Source organism: Paraburkholderia sp. SG-MS1 (assembly GCF_012275575.1).
In the GTDB taxonomy this organism is placed as follows: domain Bacteria; phylum Pseudomonadota; class Gammaproteobacteria; order Burkholderiales; family Burkholderiaceae; genus Paraburkholderia.
On record NZ_NPIH01000158.1, the window covers coordinates 1 to 20525 of the forward strand.

The 20525-nt window shown below is 64.8% G+C and carries 21 protein-coding genes and 1 pseudogene; 6 read left to right on the forward strand and 16 right to left on the reverse strand.

What is annotated here, in order from left to right:
• Positions 1 to 531: pseudogene (locus CIC12_RS12380) on the reverse strand (M23 family metallopeptidase); the annotation flags it as partial.
• A gap of 335 nt (positions 532 to 866) precedes the next feature.
• Complete coding sequence (gene dapA / locus CIC12_RS12385) at positions 867 to 1796, reverse strand: 4-hydroxy-tetrahydrodipicolinate synthase (protein ID WP_168664399.1); 930 nt, start codon at positions 1794 to 1796, stop codon at positions 867 to 869.
• A gap of 416 nt (positions 1797 to 2212) precedes the next feature.
• Between dapA and CIC12_RS12390 the strand changes: the two genes are divergently transcribed.
• Positions 2213 to 3505 (forward strand): aspartate carbamoyltransferase, encoded by a 1293-nt coding sequence (locus CIC12_RS12390; RefSeq protein WP_168664400.1) that lies wholly within the window; start codon positions 2213 to 2215, stop codon positions 3503 to 3505.
• A 31-nt stretch (positions 3506 to 3536) separates the two neighbouring features.
• Here the strand turns inward: CIC12_RS12390 and CIC12_RS12395 are convergent, their stop codons facing one another.
• Positions 3537 to 4406 (reverse strand): alpha/beta hydrolase, encoded by an 870-nt coding sequence (locus tag CIC12_RS12395; RefSeq protein WP_168664401.1) that lies wholly within the window; start codon positions 4404 to 4406, stop codon positions 3537 to 3539.
• Positions 4407 to 4589: 183 nt separating this feature from the next.
• Positions 4590 to 5366, reverse strand: a complete 777-nt coding sequence (locus tag CIC12_RS12400) for an NAD(P)H-dependent oxidoreductase (RefSeq protein ID WP_168664402.1) — start codon at positions 5364 to 5366, stop codon at positions 4590 to 4592.
• 90 nt (positions 5367 to 5456) lie between these two features.
• Here CIC12_RS12400 and CIC12_RS12405 point away from each other — a divergent pair, with 90 nt between their 5' ends.
• Positions 5457 to 6350, forward strand: a complete 894-nt coding sequence (locus tag CIC12_RS12405; protein WP_174772027.1) for a LysR family transcriptional regulator — start codon at positions 5457 to 5459, stop codon at positions 6348 to 6350.
• Between the two features lie 53 nt (positions 6351 to 6403).
• Here the strand turns inward: CIC12_RS12405 and CIC12_RS12410 are convergent, their stop codons facing one another.
• Entirely contained in the window at positions 6404 to 7291 is an 888-nt protein-coding gene (locus tag CIC12_RS12410; protein ID WP_168664403.1) for an aldo/keto reductase family oxidoreductase, read from the reverse strand.
• 104 nt (positions 7292 to 7395) lie between these two features.
• Here CIC12_RS12410 and CIC12_RS12415 point away from each other — a divergent pair, with 104 nt between their 5' ends.
• The gene (locus tag CIC12_RS12415; protein WP_168664404.1) at positions 7396 to 8307 is read left to right on the forward strand and encodes a LysR family transcriptional regulator; all 912 of its coding nucleotides are present in this window, start codon (positions 7396 to 7398) and stop codon (positions 8305 to 8307) included.
• A 17-nt stretch (positions 8308 to 8324) separates the two neighbouring features.
• On the opposite strand, the gene CIC12_RS12420 is transcribed toward CIC12_RS12415, so the two are convergent.
• Positions 8325 to 8684 (reverse strand): response regulator, encoded by a 360-nt coding sequence (locus tag CIC12_RS12420; RefSeq protein ID WP_238812553.1) that lies wholly within the window; start codon positions 8682 to 8684, stop codon positions 8325 to 8327.
• A gap of 129 nt (positions 8685 to 8813) precedes the next feature.
• Between CIC12_RS12420 and CIC12_RS12425 the strand changes: the two genes are divergently transcribed.
• Positions 8814 to 10031, forward strand: a complete 1218-nt coding sequence (locus CIC12_RS12425) for a sensor histidine kinase (protein WP_168664405.1) — start codon at positions 8814 to 8816, stop codon at positions 10029 to 10031.
• A gap of 103 nt (positions 10032 to 10134) precedes the next feature.
• Positions 10135 to 10629 carry a GNAT family N-acetyltransferase gene (locus tag CIC12_RS12430; protein WP_168664406.1) on the forward strand — a complete coding sequence of 165 codons (495 nt, stop codon included), beginning with the start codon at positions 10135 to 10137 and terminating at the stop codon, positions 10627 to 10629.
• Positions 10630 to 10662: 33 nt separating this feature from the next.
• On the opposite strand, the gene CIC12_RS12435 is transcribed toward CIC12_RS12430, so the two are convergent.
• From CIC12_RS12435 to CIC12_RS12445, 3 genes are all read right to left on the reverse strand, one after another.
• A complete protein-coding gene (locus CIC12_RS12435) occupies positions 10663 to 11019 on the reverse strand; it encodes a hypothetical protein (RefSeq protein WP_168664398.1) in 357 nt (118 codons plus the stop codon).
• 11 nt (positions 11020 to 11030) lie between these two features.
• On the reverse strand, positions 11031 to 12014 hold the full coding sequence (locus CIC12_RS12440; protein WP_168664407.1) for a hypothetical protein: 984 nt from the start codon (positions 12012 to 12014) through the stop codon (positions 11031 to 11033).
• 266 nt (positions 12015 to 12280) lie between these two features.
• The gene (locus CIC12_RS12445) at positions 12281 to 12652 is read right to left on the reverse strand and encodes a lysozyme inhibitor LprI family protein (protein ID WP_174772028.1); all 372 of its coding nucleotides are present in this window, start codon (positions 12650 to 12652) and stop codon (positions 12281 to 12283) included.
• Between the two features lie 322 nt (positions 12653 to 12974).
• On the opposite strand from CIC12_RS12445, the gene CIC12_RS12450 reads away from it, so the two are divergent.
• Positions 12975 to 13361: a DUF2917 domain-containing protein gene (locus tag CIC12_RS12450; RefSeq protein ID WP_168664408.1), complete on the forward strand. Its 387-nt coding sequence runs from the start codon at positions 12975 to 12977 to the stop codon at positions 13359 to 13361.
• A gap of 144 nt (positions 13362 to 13505) precedes the next feature.
• Here CIC12_RS12450 and CIC12_RS12455 read toward each other — a convergent pair whose 3' ends face one another.
• The 7 genes from CIC12_RS12455 to CIC12_RS12485 form a co-directional block, all read right to left on the reverse strand.
• Positions 13506 to 14084, reverse strand: a complete 579-nt coding sequence (locus tag CIC12_RS12455) for a hypothetical protein (RefSeq protein WP_168664409.1) — start codon at positions 14082 to 14084, stop codon at positions 13506 to 13508.
• Positions 14085 to 14346: 262 nt separating this feature from the next.
• Positions 14347 to 15549 (reverse strand): 3-oxoadipyl-CoA thiolase, encoded by a 1203-nt coding sequence (gene pcaF, locus CIC12_RS12460; protein WP_168664410.1) that lies wholly within the window; start codon positions 15547 to 15549, stop codon positions 14347 to 14349.
• A gap of 560 nt (positions 15550 to 16109) precedes the next feature.
• Entirely contained in the window at positions 16110 to 17090 is a 981-nt protein-coding gene (gene denD, locus CIC12_RS12465) for a D-erythronate dehydrogenase (protein WP_168664411.1), read from the reverse strand.
• 27 nt (positions 17091 to 17117) lie between these two features.
• Positions 17118 to 17906, reverse strand: coding sequence for a 2-oxo-tetronate isomerase (gene otnI, locus CIC12_RS12470; RefSeq protein ID WP_168664412.1), 789 nt, complete (start codon positions 17904 to 17906; stop codon positions 17118 to 17120).
• A 78-nt stretch (positions 17907 to 17984) separates the two neighbouring features.
• On the reverse strand, positions 17985 to 19319 hold the full coding sequence (locus CIC12_RS12475) for an MFS transporter (RefSeq protein WP_168664413.1): 1335 nt from the start codon (positions 19317 to 19319) through the stop codon (positions 17985 to 17987).
• Positions 19320 to 19389: 70 nt separating this feature from the next.
• Positions 19390 to 20052 (reverse strand): 3-oxo-tetronate 4-phosphate decarboxylase, encoded by a 663-nt coding sequence (gene otnC / locus CIC12_RS12480; protein WP_168664414.1) that lies wholly within the window; start codon positions 20050 to 20052, stop codon positions 19390 to 19392.
• A partial coding sequence (locus CIC12_RS12485; protein ID WP_274597554.1) for a nucleotide-binding domain containing protein occupies positions 20049 to 20525 on the reverse strand: 477 nt, incomplete at its 5' end. The genes CIC12_RS12485 and otnC, both read right to left, overlap by 4 nt.

Genomic DNA, 20525 nt, shown 5'->3' on the forward strand with positions numbered 1-20525 from the left:
TTGCTGTTCGAGCGCCGACAGCGTCGCGGCGATGCAATCCAACTGCCGGCGCGTACGGTCGGCGTCGGCGGATCCGTGCCCAGGCGGCGCGATTTCGCTGCAGGGCCGTGGCGGCAGCGCGGGGCCGCCCTCGCCGTCGGTGGCGGACAACTCCGCGTCGGACGCTGGCGCCAACGGAACGGGCGAAACCAATGCGCGCGGCGCCGGCCGTGGCGTATTCAGGCGGGCTTCGAAATCGCGCAAGGCGCCGACCCGTGTAGTCAGCCGCGCCATCCGCGGCTCGATCTGCGCAACTGACGCGTTGAGCTTGCCGAGTTGATCGATCGCGTAGTCGTGCTCGACCCGGTTGGCAGCCTGAGCGCCGGACGCGTCATGCGCATCCCAGTGCATGCCGATTGCGACGCCCGCGGCGAGCGCCAGTGCGGCCGAGCCGCAAGCTGCCCCCACCGCGAGCGAAAACGCCGTGCGGCGCGTGACGAAGCGGAGCGAGCCGCTGGAAAGCTGACTGCCGGCACTGAATCCGGAAGCCATCACGGACTCCCCGCGCACGAAGCGCAAGCGGCGCGAAACCGCGCACGCGCATCACGGCGCATGCCGGTGGACATCGGCGCGTGCCCCACGCCCGGCAGACGGCACGTGAAGACACGAGACTGGCAATTGGCAAACAGGAATGACTGCATTCGGCATGGGCCGGACACAGGCCGGCGGCGAAAAAGGATCAGAAGGGCGTCGATTATCGCCTGGCCACACCGGGCTTTATCTCAAATATGGGACGGTGATTAGAGATGCCAAACACGGCTGATAAGCCGTGCCTGGAGGCGCCGCGATGACCGTCCCTTTGCCCGTGCTTCGCGACGACGATCCGATCAGGTCGATCGTTCGGCATCCTGTTCAAAAACACCTGATCCGCCGAGCGCTTCGAGCCGCGCGGCGAGCGCATCGCTCGCGCGCGTCATCGGCATGCGCAGCTCGTTGCGGATCAGCCCCTGCGCGGCGAGCAGCGCCTTCACCGGCGCCGGATTCGGTTCGGCGAACGCCACCTGGATCAGCGGCACCAGCTCGTGAAAAATGCGCCGGCCTTCGTCGAGCCGGCCTGCCGTCAGCGCGCGATACAGCGCGACGAAGCGCTCCGGCCGCAGATGCGCGGACGCCGCGATCGCGCCGCTGCCGCCCAGACACACGCTGTTGAAGATCGCCACGTCCTCGCCGGCGAGCACCTGCAGGCGGCCGTCGCGAATCAGCGCGAGCGTGATGTCGAGCGAACCCGCGCAATCCTTCACAGCCTGAATCCGCGGATGGGCGGCTAGCGTCAGCAGCGTGTCGAGTTCGAGCCGCACGCCTGTCCGGTACGGAATGTCGTACAACACGACCGGCTTGTCGCTCGCATCGGCGAGTGCAGTGAAATGACCGACGATGCCCGCTTGCGACGGCCGGATGTAATACGGCGCGGCAATCAGCACGCCGGCGATCGGCAGCGAGTTGAGTTGTTCGATGCGCTCGCGCATGCTCGCCGTGTGATTGCCCGATACGCCGACCAGCACCGGGAGCGCCCGCGCGCCGTCCAGGCCGTCCGCGTCACGAGCCGCGGCGTGCGCGGCGTCGAGAATCGTTGCGAGGACGGCGTCCTGCTCGGCGGCATCGAGCGCGGCAGGCTCGCCGGTCGTGCCGAGCGCGACCAGCCCGGCGACGCCCGCATCGGCATAGCGGCGCAGCAGCGCGCGTAACGCGGCGTGATCGACGGTGCCGTCGGCGAACGGCGTAATGAGCGGAATCCAGATACCCGAAAAATCAGACATGTCTCTACCTCGATGACGCGACCGTATCGATTCCGTTCAGCGGTACGAGGGAAACATTCAGGACAGCCCGCAGGCGGGCGGTGACCGGCCGTTCCGTCGCACATCTGACGACGGAACAGCGTGCTCCGGTCAGATGAGCGGCTGTTTCTTGGCTTTGGCGCCGACGTTCGGGCGGTTCGCGCTGCGGCGAACGCGCAACCCATCCGCGCGCACCCCCGCGACGCTCGCGGAAGCGTCGTGTGCGAGGGTCGACAGGCGGAGTCGGAACGTCGGGTCGGCATGCATGAACCACAGTGTAACTGGCTGCAGCGCCGTCCGGCAAAGCCGTCCCGAAAAACGCTTGACTTCTCTCACCGGCCAACTAATATACGCACCGCGTACATTTGCCGCCACACCCTTCCCCGACAGGTGCCTCCATGAGCGTCCCGCAACAAGCCTTCCTACGCGATGCGATGCGTCGTCTCAACATGACGCGCGATACGTTCGCGAGCCGCATCGGTGTGTCGCGCCGGGCGCTCGACACGTGGCTTCTGCCGGACGATTCGCAAGAATCGCGGGCCATGCCGGAGATCGTCGAGCGCTTCGTATCGGAGATCGTGGTACACGGCGACCCCGGCGAGAAATATACGCAGAGCGTAGATTCGCAATCACTAGCTAGCGAGATACTGTTCGAAGGCCGGCCACAGCTGTTGTCGGTCGACCAGTTCTCGCGCGACTCTGTGGAGGCGCTGTTCCGGGTGGCCGACATCATGCAGCCCATCGCGCGGCGCCGCAAAATCTCACGCGTGCTCGAAGGTGCGGTGCTCGGCAATCTGTTCTTCGAGGCCAGCACGCGCACCCGCGTGAGCTTCGGCGCGGCCTTCTGCCGGCTGGGCGGCTCGGTGTGCGACACCACCGGCTTCACGTTTTCGTCGATGGCCAAGGGCGAGTCGATCTACGACACGAGCCGCGTGATGAGCGGCTACGTGGACGCCCTGGTGATCCGCCATCCGGAGCAAGGCTCGGTGGCCGAATTCGCGCGCGCGACCAACGTGCCGGTGATCAACGGCGGCGACGGCCCCGGCGAGCATCCGAGCCAGGCGCTGCTCGATCTCTACACGATCCAGCGGGAGTTCTCGCGTCTGGGGAAAATCGTCGACGGTGCGCATATCGCGCTGGTCGGCGACCTCAAATATGGGCGCACCGTGCATTCGCTGGTGAAGCTGCTGGCGCTGTATCGCGGCATCAAATTCACGCTGATTTCGCCGCCGATGCTCGACATGCCCGGCTACATCATCGAGCAGATTTCGCGCAACGGCCACGTGATCGAGCAGACTCACGACCTCGCCAACGGCTTGCGCGGCGCCGACGTGGTGTACGCGACGCGCATCCAGAAAGAGCGCTTCACCGACGAATCGTTCGAAGGCTACACCCCCGATTTCCAGATCAATCAGGCGCTGGTGGACAGCGTATGCGGCGCCGACACGCTGATCATGCACCCGCTGCCGCGCGACAGCCGGCCCGGCGCGAACGACCTGAGCGTGGACCTGAATCACGACGCGCGGCTGGCGATTTTCCGGCAGACCGACAACGGCATTCCAGTGCGGATGGCAATTTTCGCGGTGCTGCTGGGCGTCGAAAAGCTGGTTCAGCATTCGATGCGCGACGCCGCGTGGCGCCCGCCTGCGTATCTGGGCCCGGATGACGCTGTGTTTCACGGCATCGACTGAACGGCGCAGTGCGGTATTCGAATTCGCGCGTTCAGCTTGTGACGCTGGTGAGGTCGCCACCCGCGGTGCTGGCCATGCGCGCGTGCCTGAACGCGCTGGCGAAGAACAGCACCTGATACTGCACCGCGTTCGACCAGTACGTCCATGTGTGCCCTCCGGGCCGCTCGGCGTAGTCATGCGGCACGCCGAGTTCGACGAGCCGCTCGTGCAGCATGCGATTCGACTGCACGAGCGAATCGTTTACGCCGCAATCGATCGTCAGGGCGATATGCGCGTCGTCGAAACTGCGCGCATTCTCGACGATCGCCTCGCTGTTCCAGAAGCCCGCGTCACGGGCCGGGTCGCCGAATACCTGCTCGATGCCGGGCTCGTCCTCGGAGCCGCGCGGGTCCACCGCGCCGCTGATGCTGCCCGCCGCGCCGAATTCATCCGGCCGGCCGAGCGCGATATGCAGCGCGCCGAATCCGCCCATGCTCAGGCCGGTAATCGCGCGCGCCTCTTTCGTTGCAATCGTGCGGAAGTGCGCGTCGACGTAAGCCACCACTTCCGTGCCCACATAGGTCTCATAGCGGCTGCGCGGGTTGACCGGACTGTCGATATACCAGCTTTCATGACCGCCGTCGGGCATGACGAGAATCACGTGATAGCGGTCGGCCAGCTTGCCGATGGGCGAATTGCTGGCCCAGTCGGTGTAGTCGCCGCCCGAGCCGTGCAACAGATAGATGACGGGAAAGCGATTGGCCGTATTGCCTTGCGCATATTGATCGGGCAGCACCACCGTCGCCTCGAACGATTCGTGCATCGCCGCGCTGGGAATGGTGACGACCCGCGACTCATAAGCCCATGCGGGCGCCGTGACGAGCAGCGTCAGAATGAGCCAGAACGCACGAACTGGATTCATGGTGTCGCTCTCCCTGTCCAGGTGTCCGAAGAACACTACGCGGCATGCGGCGGCCTGCTTGCGTCGACGACTCTAGCAATAGCGACTTACAACCAAATTTCAGCGAAACATACGATCCTTCAGCGTGAAGGCCGCACGCGTTACGCGAAGGAAGGGGCGAACGCTCGCCCCTTCCCGCCCAGCCTATTCGACATGCGCCGAGAAGCCGACCCGATCCGGCACCAGATCGGCCCGCAGCGTCAGCTCAGGAATCGCATAGGCGCCGCCGTTCTGCTGGCGGAACGGGATCGGCTGGGTGGTCCACAGAGCGTCCAGTCTTTTGCCCAATGCGTCGCGAACCTCCGCATAGTTCGCCTCATCGATCCTGCTCGTGCGATAAACCACGAACGGCGGCAGCACGTCGAAACCGGGGTAATACAGAACGCCGTGCTGGATCGGAAACAGCACGTCGTCCATTGGGCCATTGATGCCACGCGCACTGTAGTGCGACTCCCAGCCGCCGGCGGTGACCACCAGCATCGCGCGCTTGCCGGCGAACTTGCCCTCCCCATAACGCTCGCCCCAGCGCGCGTCGGAGTGCTCGCCGACGCCGTATGCGAGGCCGTATGCATAGACCCGCTCCACCCAGCCTTTAAGAATGGCCGGCATCGAGAACCACCAGAGCGGAAACTGCAGGATCACTGCATCCGCCCACATCAGCTTCTCCTGCTCGCGGACGATGTCCACGCTCTGCAAGCCGTTCTCGAACGCGTGCTTCGACTCGCGGGACGGATAGAAGCGCTCGCTGGCTTGCGGCTCGATGCTGTCGTGCGCATCGAGCGAGGCTTTCCACTGCATCGCGTACAGGTCGGAAACCTGCACGACATGGCCGGCGTCCTGGAGCCGCCCGAGCGCAAAATCTTTCAGCGACCCGTTCAACGATTTCGGTTCAGGATGCGCATAAACAAGCAGAACTTTCATGACCGCGCTCTCTTTCGTGATTTGAATGGCATCACGATAGGTACCGCTCCGGTATATTGGAAATGAATTCCCTGTATATCTGGTATTGCGATGGTTAATCTCCGAACACTCGACCTCAATCTACTCGTCACGCTCGACGTGCTGCTGTCGGAGCACAACGTGACGCGCGCGGCCGAACGCCTGAACTTCTCGCAGCCGTCGGTCAGCGTGCATCTGGCCAAATTGCGGGACGTGTTCGGCGATCCGCTGCTGCTACCCGGGCCGCGCGGCATGCGGCCCACCGCGCGCGCCGAGGCATTGCGCGAACCGCTGCGCGAGGCGCTCCAAGCGCTCGAACGCGCGGTCGCCCCGGCGAGTCCGTTCGATCCGGCGGTGGCCACGCACACGTGGCGCGTCGCCGCGAGCGATTACGCCGAGTCGACGATCATCCTGCCCGCGCTGGCCGGCATGCGCGCGACGGCGCCGGGCACGCGCCTCGCCGTCGTCGAAGCGGCGCCGCTGCGCATCGCGAAACAGGCGGAACGCGGCGAGATCGATCTGGCATTTCACACGAGCGAAGGCTCGCCCGAAGGATTGCGCCGGCGCGTGCTATTTGCTGAGCGTTATGTGCTGGCGGGCCGCGCCGATCATCCGCGGCTCAAGCGCCGGCCGACACTCGCGCAGTTCTGCAAGCTCGACCATGTGATCGTGTCGCCGGTGGGTGGCGGCTTTGTCGGCGTCACCGACGAAGTACTCGCGAAAGCGGGGCTCACCCGCAAAGTGGCGCTGTCGGTGCCGCATTTCCTGTTCATGCTGTCGGTGCTGGCGAGCACCGACCTCGTCGGCATGCTGCCCGAGCGGCTCGCGCGCGACTGCGGCGCGGTGCGCATGGTCGAGCCGCCCGTCGACGTGCCGGGCTACGAGATGGCGATGCTCTGGCATGAGCGTTCACATCGCGACCCGGCGCATCAATGGTTGCGGGAGCACATCGCGGGGTCGGTGTGACGACGCCCGCCGTGATCCGACGCGATCAGCTGGCCACGCCAATGCAATCGCTCTCAGCCTTTCGCGCTGCCGATCGTATTCAGCTGGTCGAGTACGTCACCGGTCGGGCTCAAATGGGCCGCCGCCAGATTCTCGTGCAAATGTCCAGGCGAGGACGTGCCCGGGATCAGCAGAATGTTAGGTGCCCGATGCAATAGCCATGCGAGCGCCAGTTGCATCGGCGTCGCGCCGAGCGTCTGCGCGATGTCCGATAGCGCCGACGACTGGATCGGCGTAAATCCGCCGAGCGGAAAGAACGGCACGTAGGCGATGCCCTTGGCGGCGAGGTCGTCGATCAAGGCGTCGTCCTCGCGATGCACGAGGTTGTAGTGGTTCTGCACGCAGACCACCTCCGCGATGCGCCGCGCCTCTTCGATTTGCGCGGCGGTCACATTGCTCAAGCCGATATGACGCACGAGCCCGCGCTGCTGAAGCCGGGCGAGCGCCGTCACCTGCTTTTCGATCGAGCCTTCGGAGGGCGCGTGCACGCTGCCCATGATGCGCATGTTGACGACTTCCAGCACGTCGAGGCCGAGGTTGCGCAGGTTGTCGTGCACGCCGCGTTCGATATCCGCCGGTTCAGGCGCCGGCAGCCACGCGCCGTCGTCGCCACGCGTCGCGCCCACTTTCGTGACGATCACGAGATCGTCCGGGTACGGATGCAGCGCCTCGCGAATCAGTTGGTTGGTGATGTGCGGTCCGTAAAAGTCGCTCGTATCGATGTGATTCACGCCCGAGGCCACCGCCTCGCGCAGCACCGCGAGCGCCGCAGCGCGGTCTTTTGGCGGCCCGAACACGCCGGGGCCGGCAAGCTGCATCGCCCCGTAACCCATGCGCCGCACCGTGCGGCCGGCAAGGGAAAAGGTATCTCTGAAACCGATATTCGAACCGATATTCGACATGACACGCTCCTTGTTGAGTGGCTGAGCGGCAGTATCGCCGGGATTGCGTTGTTAAATAAACCGGTTTAACGTGTACGGGTTGTTTAAAAATATGAACAATCGCGATGGAACTGAACGACCTTGCCGCCTTCGTCTCGGTCGCCCGCGCGGGCGGCTTTCGCGACGCGGCGCGCAGCGGCGGCGTGTCCGCATCGAGTCTGAGCATCGCCGTGCGGCGCCTGGAGAGCAAACTCGGGCTGCGTCTCCTGAACCGCACCACGCGCAGCGTCGCGCCGACGGAGGCCGGGCTGCGCCTGATCGAAAAGCTGACCCCGCTGTTCGGCGAAATGGAAGCCGCGCTGGATGTCCTCAACGGCTTCAGGGACACGCCGACCGGCACGCTCAAACTGAACGTGCCGTCGAGCACGGCGCGCATCGTCCTGCCGAACGTCATCGCGTCCTTCCTCAAGCAGTACCCGGATATCCGCGTCGAAGTGGTGGTCGAGGACGGCTTCGTGGACGTGCTGACGATCGGCTGCGACGCCGGCATTCGCTATGACGAGCGCCTCGAACAGGACATGATCGCGATCCCGATCGGGCCACGCGTGCAGCGCTTCGCGACGGCCGCTGCCCCGGCGTATCTCGACGCTCACGGACGCCCCGGGCATCCACGTGAACTACTGTCGCACGCATGCTTGCGCGGCCAATTCGCCGGCGGCGCCACACCAACCTGGTACTTCGAACGCGATGGCGAACTACTGCAATTGAATCCGTCTGGGCCACTGATCGTGCGGCCAGGCGCTGCGATCGACCTGGCGATCAGTTGCGCGGTGGCAGGCGTCGGCGTGATTCATCTGTTCGAAGACATGCTGCGGGCGCCACTTGACAGCGGCGCGCTGGAGCCCCTTCTCGAGCCGTGGTGGCAGCGCTTTTCGGGGCCCTTTCTCTACTATCCCGGCGGCCGCCACATGCCGGCGCCGTTGCGCGCGTTCGTCGATTTCGTGAAGGCGGCCAATGCCGCCGGCTCCGGGGACTGAGCCGCGCGCCCAGCGTCTCAATGGGTGCGCTTGCACAGTTGCGCGACCATCGCCAGAAAGCGCTCCGCACCGACTGGCTTGCGCACGCACAGGTCCCAGTTCTTCACATCGCATTCGAGCGGCGGGACCGCGGTGTGCACGACAATGGGCACATGGGCGAATCCCGGCAGCGCCCGCAGACGCCGGCACAATTCAGCGCCATCCATGATCGGCATCATCCAGTCCGTGATAATCAGGTCGGGAATGTGCGCTGCCGTGCGCGCCATCGCCTCGGCGCCGTTGCTCGCGCAACCCACCTCATAACCGTCACGTTCGAGAATCAGGCGCCACGCCGCAAGGATTTCCGGCTCGTCGTCCACCAACAGAATTGAGTGCATCAGGGTTCACCGGTTGATTGTCTTGCTCCTTTCCGGTCGCGCCGCAACAAATGTTCCACTCATGGAGAATGCGGTGATAATGAACGGGTTGATCTGCACATTGTAGAAACTTCACCCCGCATCTCAGCTATGACCGACACCCGTGTGAGCCCGCTGCGCAATTTCGCCGACTTCGTCCGCTCAGAGCGGCTCCGCCTCACCGAACAATGGATGAACGCCGTCGCGAGCGACCTCGATCTCGTCGAAGCCGACAAACTCACGCATCAGCAACTCGCCGATCATCTGCCGGAGATTCTGGAAGGACTCTGCGCGGCGCTCGACAGCGAAGATCTGGAGCGCGTCGAAACGTCGATCGAACGCAACGCGAAAAAGCACGGCAACGTGCGGTGGCGCCAGGGCTATCGGATCGAAGAGCTCGTACGCGAACTCGACCTCTTCCATCAGGTGCTCGACGAAGCGCTCGACGCGTTCGCGCAGCCGGACAGTACCTTCACGCGCCGTCATGAAAGCCGTGCGCGGCGGCTGATCGCCGAAGCGTTCAGCATGGTGTCATACACATCGATCAAGGAAGTGGTCAGCGAGCGCGACCGCAAGATCGACGAGTACACCGGTCAACTCGAACGCGCGAACCACGAGTTGATCCTGAAACAGCGGCTGGTGGGCGAGTTGCACGAATCGCGCATGCAGATCACACGCAGCGTGGCGCACGACCTGCGTAATTTCCTCAATGCGTTTTCCATCGCACTGCAACTGATCGGGCGAGCGCCATCGAAGGCCGATACCGCGTTGGCGCTGGCGAACCGGCAGGCCGCCGACATGAAGCTGCTAGTCGATCAGATGGTCGAGTATGCAGTCATGCTCGGCGACGGCGCGCCGCTCGCGCTCGAACAGGTTGAACTGCGCGAGCTTTATGACGAACTGGTCGCGTCGACGCGTCCGTTGATCGAAGCCAAAGGGCTGAGCCTGCGCGCATCGTGCGACCCGGCATTGAAGACGGTCACGTCCAATCGTCTCAAGCTCAAACAGATCGCGGTCAATTTGCTGTCCAACGCGACCAAGTACACGAAGTCGGGCCAGGTCGGCCTACAGTTAGCCATGGCCGGCACAGAACACTGGACGATCCGCGTGTCCGATACCGGCGTGGGCATCTCGGCGTCGGACGCGGAGCGCGTGTTCGACGAATTCGAGCGCGCCGCGGGCGAGGATATTCCGGGCACGGGTCTGGGTCTCTCGATCGTCAAGGAGTTGTGCCGCATGTTGAATGGGCACATCGATTTCGTGTCGCGCGAGGGTGTGGGGACGACCTTCGACATCCGCTTTCCGGTGGTGCTCGAAGAAACGCAATAAGGCTTGCGCGGTGGCGACATCGCACGGCGCGCGTTCCGTTAAACTGCTCGAATTCAAAGCGCAGCAAGCCTGCCCCCGTCGAAACAGCCCACGCAACGCGCGAATGATCCACATCCAGACCGCCCGCTTCCCGGAACAGATCGACGCCGTCCGGGCCATCTTTCGTGAATACGCCGAAAGTCTGGGCATCGATCTCGGCTTCCAGAATTTCGATTCCGAACTCGCCGACCTGCCGGGCAAATTCACTGCGCCTCGTGGCCGTGTGCTGCTCGCTTATCACGAAGCGGACATCGTCGGCTGCGTCGCGGTGCGCCCACTCGATGACACGACCTGCGAGATGAAGCGCCTTTACGTCCGTCCGTCGGGTCGCGGTTTGCAGGCCGGCAAGCAACTGGCGACGCGCATTTGCACGGTAGCAAGAGAGTCGGGCTATCACCGCATGCGCCTCGACACGCTACCGACCATGCACGCGGCGCGGCGGCTTTATGCGTCGCTGGGTTTTGAAGCCATTCCGGCTTACGTGTTCAATCCGATCCCCGGCGCGATATTTCTGGAGTGCGATCTGACTCGCCATCGCCAGGAAAAGCCGGTGGGTTAGTCGTGCCGCGGCGGGCGCCGGCCCACGGTGCTTTTATTGCGGCGCTGGTTCGCTACGGCTTGCCAGCAGACAGGCGCTCATCGCGCCGGCGTGCCCGCTCAAACCCCGCACGACCATCTCGGACGATTTGCCGTCGCGCCGCGCCAGTTCGGCCAGGTCGAGCAACGCGGCGTATCGCGCGGAACAGTCTTGCGATGCTTCGGGCGGATCGTTCCCGCGAAGGCCGTGAGCGTCTGCGATGAACGCGCTAGCAACCGCCGTCAGACCTAGCGCGACAATGAGCGCCGCGAGCAGGCCTTTGACAACAGCGGGTGTCGGTAACGCTTCGGCACGCGAGCCGCGCGCCGTACTCCCAAGCTGTCTATCGTTCCCGTCATGACGGACTCGCATCGCCGCGCTCCTCATGCCCAATGCGCCGGCACCCAGACTCGTCCGACCCAGTGGCCCGGCACCCACACCGCCGGGCGCGGCGCCGGCGCGACGTACACGACGCGCGGCGCGACATACGCGGCCGGCGGCGGTGCATACACCACCGGCGGCGGAACATAAGCAACCGGCGGCGCGACCACGACCGGCTTCGGCGCAACGTAGACGACCGGCGGCGGAGGCGGCGGCACGTACACCACCGGCTTCGGCGCAACGACGACCGTCGTGCCGCCGGTCGCGACGACACCGCTCGTGACTACCGTGCCGCTCGTCGTCACCGTGTTGCTGTGCGTGCCGCTCACGCTCGTCGACGTCGTTACGACGCCCGGCTCGACGCGCGTCGCCGTGCCGGAGTGATAGACGCTCGCGCCGTCCGAGCCCGTCATCGTGCCCGAGCGCGAGCAGGTCGAGCCGGCGCAATGGGTCGATGCCGAATGATCGAGCGTGTTGCCGTTCGAGCCGGTGATCGACCCCGACGACGAATATTGGCCCGGCGCGGTCTTCGTCACGTCGCCGGAGGTGGTGGCCGTTTTGCCGTCCTGGCCGGTCAGCGTGCCGGTGTGCGAACAACTGCCTCCAGCGCAACTGGTGTCGCCGGCATGCTGGACAGAGTTGCCGTAACGCCCGGTCGCGGTGCCCGAATTCGAGAACTGACCCGGCGCGTTGCGCGTCACGGTGCCGGTGTTGCTGGCAAAGCCGCCATAGGGGCCCGCGACGCCGCCCGCGTGCGAACAGCTGCCGCCGCCGCACGAGCCGTAGCGCGCGCCGTTGTAGGTGCCGCGCGATGTATACGCCGTGCCGTGCTGCGACCACGCGAACGCCGACGCGCTGCCAAGCGCGAGCACAGCGGCGGCGGCGCCGAGCACGAGCTTGCGCCACACACTGCGTGAGAATGAAGAGGCTGCCGATGACGCAACACACGCGGAGCTGACAGGCACGACGAACGAACGATTTTTCACGGTATGTCCTTGCTGGGTTCGGGCCACTTGTGTCACTGCGGTGTGGCGACAAACGGACTATAGAAGGACGAGCCCGGTAAATCAGCAACGCAGATATGTCACCTTGTTTCACCGTGAAGGAAGCTTGCTGGGCAAGGGTTCGCGGGCGTTTTGCGGGCGGTGTGACATAGCGCGACATAGATTGTCACGGCGGACGGGCGCGGCGCCCCCAGTTGGCCGCGCGCTCGCCGCACGCGCAATGACGCATACAGATGCGAAACGCGAACTCAGAACGGTCCGCGGCTCGCGAGGCGCGCGTACGCGTCGGTCAGCGTGCCGATGCGCCGACGATACGCGGCGAGCAGACACACGTGATCGCGGCCACATGCCTGCCTCGACTTCAGCCATGCCTGTTGTTCGTCCTGCATGTTGCCGCGAGTGCCCATCGCGACGAGGCCGGTCAACATCTGATAGCGAACCGACATCTCGACGTCCAGCTCGCTCAGTTGCCGGGAAGCGCAGATCGCCTTCTCGTCGGGCAAACGCGCCCGATGACAGTCGAAGCTCGCGGCGCAAGCGGAACCGGCAGCGAAGGCGGCCAGCATGAACAGCGTAGATTGCAAACGCCGTTTGATGCTGCGGTTACGGTTTCTCGTCATCGTCGTTGCCGAGTGGATGCGGTGAAACGAATCTGCCTGCATGGAAGCGCGCGTGTCAATCCGCGTGATGCGTGGATGAAGCAGCACATTTTGATTGACAAGCCCTGCGGCAAAACGGCACACTCGATTCCATGCTGACGCACCTCTCCATCGCCATTGCGATTAACCACCCAATGCGAGCCATCACTGGCTGGCCATTGGGAGCATGTGTGCGCTAGTAGTCTGAATCTGCAAACAAGACCCCCAAGGCCCCGCCGGTAACGGAAGGGGCCTTTTGTTTTGTGGGCGCCTCCGTCAGCCGGCTCGATGACGGAGAACGAAGATGGATCAGGCAAGCCCGCAGTGCATGGACGATGACTCGAGTCTGGTGTCGTATCGGCATCGGCCCGACGAGTGTCTACCGAAAGTGGTAGTGCATTTTTCCGTGTTGCCCGGCGCGACGCTGACCTGGCGCGTCGACGCCAACAGCACGCTCGCGGTGCAAGGCGCGCGCGTCTGGCTCACACGCGTCAGTTCACCTTACGATCACTGGCTCGTGCCCGGCGACGAGTTCCGCCTGCAACGCGGCGAGCGCGTGTGGCTCAGCACGGACGGCGACGCTGCCGCACGCGTGTCGTTAAGCAGCTTGCTGCCGGCCAGACGCGGTGTGATCGCGCGCTGCCTGGGAAGGCTCGCGTGGTGGGGCATCGGCACCCCTATAGCGCGTTAGCGCAGCCATTCGAATGCGCAGCGTAGCGACCGCGTGATGGCTGGACGATGCACATGCGTTAGCAGAAATGGGGCGGCTCCTCCTGATGTCAGGGGCAGTTTTTCGCTGGTATGGATAGCCCTCAGCGCGCCGCGTCCATCACCCTCACTGCCCCACCGGCGTGATCTGCACAGCCGCGGCCGATACGAATACCGCATGAATCGTATCGCCCGCCTTCACGTCCTTGAGATCGACGCCGGGACCGGCTTCGAGCGTCTGCGCCCGATATGCGCCGCGCAGGGTGACGAGCCGCTTCTTGTGGTCGATCTTCTCCACGGTGGCGACCACCTCAGTCTGACGCGCCGATTCGAAACCACCGGAAGCCGGCGTGTATGTCTGCTTGTCGACGCGCTGGCGAATCCCCTTCTCCGCCCCGACGACCTTCTCGGCCTTCACGAGCAGCGCGTTTTTATAAAGCACGTCTACCCGATCGCCCACCTTCAGTTGATCGAAGGTGGCGACCTGTTGGCCTACCAGCACGAGCATTTCATTGCCGCCAGGCCCCTTCAGCGTAAGCGAGCGGCTACCCGCATCGATGCCGACGATTTCCGCCTTCATGTGCACCGGCTGCACTGCGCCGAGCACGCCTTGCGCAGCGCTCGCCATGTCGTCTTGCGCCCACACCGGCTGCGCCGCGGCGAATGCCGCGATCATCCATGCTGTGCCAATCGTGATTGCCTTCATTTGCGCGCTCCTGGCGACAGTCCGACGTACAGGACACTCGCGTTCGACCCCGTCATAACCACATCTTCAGGACCACCGCTTCCAAACGATTCTTCTTACCTGGTAGCACGCAGCGCGCCCGCACACATCCACCCCGCGTACAGACAAGATACGACGCCCGACGCACAAAACAAAACAGCCCCGTCGCGCGAGCGATGGGGCTGTTCATGTTGCTTGCAAAGCGCAGACGCGTGCCGAAAACCGACACGCCCACGTCAAACCATTACACGCGCTCGATAGCGATCGCAATGCCCTGGCCGACGCCGATACACATCGTGCACAACGCAAAGCGGCCTTGCGTGCGCTGCAGTTGATACATCGCGGTCGTCACCAGACGCGCGCCGCTCATGCCGAGCGGGTGGCCGAGCGCGATCGCGCCGCCGTTCGGATTCACGCGCGCGTCATCGTCGGCAACACCGAGTGCACGCAAGACCGCGATACCTTGCGAAGCAAACGCCTCGTTCAGTTCGATCACGTCGAACTGATCGATGGTCATGTTCAGACGCGCCAGCAGCTTTTGCGTGGCGGGCGCCGGGCCGATGCCCATCACGCGCGGCGCGACGCCGGCCGTGGCGATACCCAGCACGCGAGCACGCGGCGTGAGGCCGAAGCGCTTCGCCGTTTCTTCGTTGGCGAGCAGCAGAGCCGCCGCGCCGTCGTTCACGCCCGACGCGTTGCCCGCCGTGACCGTGCCGTCCGGACGCACCACGCCCTTGAGCTTGGCGAGCGTTTCGAGGCTGGTTTCACGCGGGTGTTCGTCTTGCGAGACCGTGATCGGATCGCCCTTCTTCTGCGCGATCGTCACGCCGACGATTTCCTGCGCAAGCGTGCCGTCGCGTTGCGCACGTGCCGCCTTCTGCTGGCTGCGCAGTGCGAAGGCGTCCTGATCGGCGCGGTTGATGTTGTAGTCGGTTGCGACGTTTTCGGCGGTCTCCGGCATCGAGTCGACGCCGTACAGCTTCTTCATCAGCGGGTTGACGAAGCGCCAGCCGATTGTGGTGTCATAGATCTCGGCCTGGCGCGCAAATGCGCTGCTTGCCTTGGGCATCACGAACGGTGCGCGGCTCATGCTTTCGACGCCGCCCGCGACCATCAGCGCGGCCTCGCCCGACTTGATCGCGCGCGCCGCAATGCCGACCGCATCCATGCCCGAGCCGCACAGACGGTTCACCGTCGAGCCCGGCACGCCTTGCGGCAGGCCCGCGAGCAGCAACGACATGCGCGCGACATTGCGGTTATCGTCACCGGCCTGGTTCGCGCAGCCGTAGATCACGTCGTCGATCGCGTCCCAGTCGACGCTCTTGTTGCGCTCCATCAGCGCCTTGAGCGGCACCGCGCCCAGATCGTCGGCGCGCACCGACGACAGCGAACCCGCATAGCGGCCAATGGGGGTGCGAATCGCGTCGCACAGGAATGCTTCGGTCATGTGATGTCTCCAGTTGATGTGCTGCGTGCGCTGTGCCGTAGCCGGCCGCGCTGGCGCTGACGCCGATGTGGACAGGATGCGCTGAGGCATCGGCCCGGCGAGCGCAACGGCAAGCGGTGACACGGCAGCCGCCACGTCAAGGCAGCTTAGCGCAGGATGGTGGACGACGGTTTCGAAATCGCCATTTGTTCTTTGTACGAACACACGGTCATATATCGAACAACTAGGCTCGATAATAGGCGCGGGCACGAAAGCGTGTCAAGCGTGACCTAGCCCGCACCAGGGAATACGTGCAGGCCAAGGGAGGGAGGGCGCAGTGGCCGTCATGCGTCGGAGGATTTGGGGTGAACAGCGAGGCCGTTTAGGGGCGCGGCCTCGCTGGGGTGCCACTCGTGGCTATTGGCCAGCAGCTACAGCTGAGGGCACAGCCAGGCTTCGCGCACCCGCTCCGGCGGGCGGGTCATCGGGGTGCAACTGCTGGCTAGCCCGTAGCCCAGGCTAAAACTGAAACCGCAGCCGAACTGGAACCGAACCTGAAACGAAGCCGGAGCTAAAACCCCTCATCGAACCTCGATCCCCTCATCGGCGATATAGGCGCGGATCACGTCCGCGAAGCTGTGATCGCCGCTCAGCCCCAGCGCTTCGGCGCGCGATGTGTCCCACTGCCCCGGCCAGCTGCCAACGATCTTTTCCACACGCGCATCCGGCTCACGCACGATCCGCTGCGCGACCGCGTCGCCGGCGACCTCGCGCAGCGCGGCGACCATCTCGTCGACGCTCACCGAAATCCCCGGCAGATTCAGCACGCGCTGGTTGCCGAGCGCGGCCGCGTCGATCTCGAGCCCAGCGATCAGGCTCTCGATCGCCTTGCGGGGCGACAACAGCCACAGGCGCGTCGAGCCCGCGACCGGACACGTCGCCGCTTCGCCGTTCAATGGCTCACGGATGATGCCGCTCGCGAACGATGACGCCGCCGCATTCGGTCGCCCCGGCCGCACGCTGATGGTGGGCAGCCGCAACACGCGGCCATCGACGAAACCGCGCCGCGCGTAATCGTTGAGCAACAGTTCCGCGATTGCCTTCTGCGCGCCATACGACGACTGCGGATTCAATGCGGTGTCGTTCTGCACGATCTCGGGCAGGTCCCCGCCATAGACCGCGACCGAACTCGTGAACACCACGCGCGGCCGATGCCCGCGCTGCCGGCAAACTTCCAGCAGCAAACGGGACGCATCCAGATTGATGCGCATGCCGAGATCGAAATCCGCCTCGGCCTGGCCGCTCACGATCGCGGCCAGATGGAAGATCGCCGAAGTTTTCTCGTCGATCACGCGCTCCAGCACGCTGCGCTCCGCGATATCACCCACTTCGGCGCGCACGCGGCTGTCGCCGACATCGCCCGCGCGCACCACATCGAGCAGCACCAGTTCGGTAATCGCTTGCGGCGCGCCTTGCGGGTCTTTCAGGGAACCGCGCGACAGCAGTTCACGCGCGAGACGCTGGCCGAGAAAACCCGCGCCGCCGGTAATCAGTACTTTCATGATGGGTCGTCTTTCGATTGATGAGGGTTAGCGGGCAGCGCGCAGATAGGGCTTCAACCAGCCGAGGCCGGCGGAAGTGCCCGCGCGCGGCCGGTATTCGCAACCGATGTAGCCGTCGTAGCCGAGCGAATCGATCAGTTCCAGCAGGTACGGGTAGTTCAGTTCGCCGAGGTCGGGCTCGTGCCGCTCCGGCACGCCCGCGATCTGGATGTGGCCGATGCCGGCCATATCGCGTTTGAGTTTCACTGCCAGATCGCCTTCGACGATCTGGCAGTGATAGCAGTCGAACTGCACCTTCAGATTCGGCGCGCCGACTTCCGCGCAAATCGCCTGGGCGTCGTCCTGGCGGTTCAGGAAAAAGCCCGGCATGTCACGCGTGTTGATCGGCTCGATCACGACCATGATGTTCTCGGCTTGCGCGGTCTGCGCGGCATGCGCGAGGTTTTTCAGGTACACCTCGCGATGTTTCGCGCGCGGCTGATCCGCGCCGATCAGGCCGGCCATCACGTGCACCTTGCGGTTGCCGAGCACGCGCGCGTACTCGAGCGCGGTGTCGAAGCCGCGCCGGAACTCGTCCTCGCGGCCCGGCAGCGAAGCGATGCCGCGCTCGCCGCCGGCCCAGTCGCCGGGCGGCGCATTGAAGAGCGCCTGTGTGAGACCGTGAGCGTCGAGCCGCGCCTTCAGTTCGCCGGCGCGGAAATCATAAGGAAACAGATACTCGACCGCTTCGAAGCCGTCTTTCGCGGCGGCGGCGAAGCGGTCGAGAAAAGCGTGCTCGTTGTACATCATCGTCAGGTTGGCGGCGAAACGAGGCATGGCGGCAACTCCTTGAAAACGGTGTGAGCAAACGCGCGGCGCAGGCAGTGAACGGGCGCGCCGCGCGCCGATGTCGATTTAGCGATTGACGAGCTTCGCCGGCGTGAGCCACGTGGCCACCGCGCCGATCACCAGCATGCCGGCCAGCACGTACATGCCGGTCCGCGTGCTGTGCGTGAGATCTTTCAGATAGCCGATCATGTACGGACTCGCGAAGCCCGCGAGATTACCGATCGAATTGATGATCGCGATGCCGGCAGCCGCACTGGCGCCCGACATGAACGCGGTCGGCAATGACCAGAAGAGCGGCGCGCAGGTCAGCACACCGGCGGCGGCCAACGACAGGAACGCGATCGACACCACGGTGTTGTCCGCGAACGAAGCGGCCACCGTGAAGCCGACCGCGCCGAATAGCGCCGGCACGATCAGATGCCAGCGGCGCTCCCGGCGCTTGTCGGCGCTATGGCCCATCACGTTCATCACGACGATCGCGCAGAGAAACGGAATCGCGCTCAGCAGACCAATGTTGAACGCGCCGCTCACGCCCGTCGATTTGACGAGCGTCGGCATCCAGAACGTCAGGCCGTATTGACCGGTGACGAACGCGAAGTAGATCAACGACATCCACCACGTGCGCGGATCGCGAAACACGGCGCCGAGCGAGTGCTTCTGGTTTGTCTCCTGCGGCTGCGCGGCGGCGATTTCATCGGTGAGCAGACGCTTTTCTCGCTCGCTCAGCCATTTCGCGCCGGCGATGCCGTTGTCGAGATAGAGGATCGTCGCAATACCGATCGCCACTGCGGGAATCGCTTCGATCAGGAACATCCACTGCCAGCCCGCGAAACCCGAGCTGTGATGGAACGCCTGCATGATCCAGCCGGACAGCGGGTTGCCGAAAATCCCCGACACCGGAATCGCCGACATGAACACCGCGATGATCTTCGCGCGCCGATGCGACGGAAACCAGTAGGTCAGATACAGGATCACGCCCGGATAAAAACCGGCCTCGGCGAGACCCAGCAGAAAGCGCAGCAGATAGAACTGCATTGGCGTCTTCACGAACACGAACAGCGCGGACAGCAAGCCCCACGTAATCATGATCCGCGCGATCCAGATCTTCGCGCCGATCCTGTGCATCAGGATGTTGCTCGGCAGCTCGAACAGGAAGTATCCGATGAAAAACACGCCGGCGCCGAGGCCGAACACCGTTTCGCTGAACGCGAGATCCTGCGACATCTGCAGCTTCGCGAAGCCGACGTTCACGCGATCCAGATAAGCGACCACGTAGCACAGCATCAGAAACGGCACGATGCGCCAGAACACCTTTTTATAGGTGCGTTCAACTTCGGCAGCGCCGGGCTGTGCCGCGCTGGCGGCGACGGGACGGCTTGCGGCGGCCTGATACGAACTCATGCATTGTCTCCTTCCACGAATAGCCTCGTGCGCCGCTTTGGGCGGCAGGGCTTTGTTGTGCCGATTTTTTTTACCAGCGTGCGCCGAACACCGCACGCAGTTCTTCGAGTGCGGCTGCGTCGAGCGGCGCGGGCCGCGGATTCGTCATCAGCCACAGGCGCGCGGTCTCTTCGAGTTCTTCGAGCGCATACGACGCCTGTGCGACGGAGCGCTCCCACACCACCGGCCCAAGCCGCTCCAGCAGCACCGCGCGAACCGTATCGGCGAGCGCGGCGATCTGCGCGGCCACTTGCGGATCGCCGGGACGCTGATAGCGAATCAGCGGGACGTGGCCCACTTTCATGACGTAGTACGGTGTGAGCGGCGGCAGCACGTCCGCCTCGCTCCACACACCCGCGAGCGTCAGCGCGACCAGGTGCGTCGAATGCGTATGGACGACGCCGCGCGCCGCGCTGTTGCGCGCATAGATGCCGCGATGCAGCGCCAGCGTTTTCGACGGCTTGCCGCCCGACACCGCGTTGCCGTCGAAATCGACCTTGGCGATATCGGCGGGATCGAGCCGGCCGAGGCACGCGTCGGTCGGCGTGATCAGCCAGCCGTCGTCGAGCCGCGCGCTGATGTTGCCGGCGGTGCCCACCGTATAGCCGCGTTGATAGAGACTCGCGCCGCTCACGCAGATTTCCTCGCGCACGCGCGCTTCGTTGCTCGTATGGAGTGCGGGTGTGACGGTCATTGCGCGGCTCCGCCGAGATGACGCAGCGCCTTCTCGAAGAAATCAGTCGCGCCGAAGTTGCCGGATTTCAGCGCGAGCGCGAGCGGTTCGACGCCGGTCGTCGCGGTAGCCGGGACGCCCGGATCAATCTGCGCGCCGATGCGCAGCGTGTGCACGTCGAGCGCCTGCACGACCGCGCCCGATGTTTCGCCGCCCGCCACCACGAACTTGCGCACGCCGCGTTCGTGCAAGCCGCGCGCGATCGACGCGAGCGTCGCTTCGACCAGACGCCCCGCTTCGTTGACGCCTAGCTCACGTTGCACGGCTTTGACTTCGTCGGGTGTGGCGCTCGCATAGATAAGCACGGGCTCGCCACGTTCGAAATGCGTCTGCGCGAAGGCCAGCGCCTGCTCGACGACGGCTTCGCCGCGCGCGGCCGCCAGCGGATCGATGCGAAAGGCGGGCCGGCTCGCGCGCCATGCCGCCACCTGCGC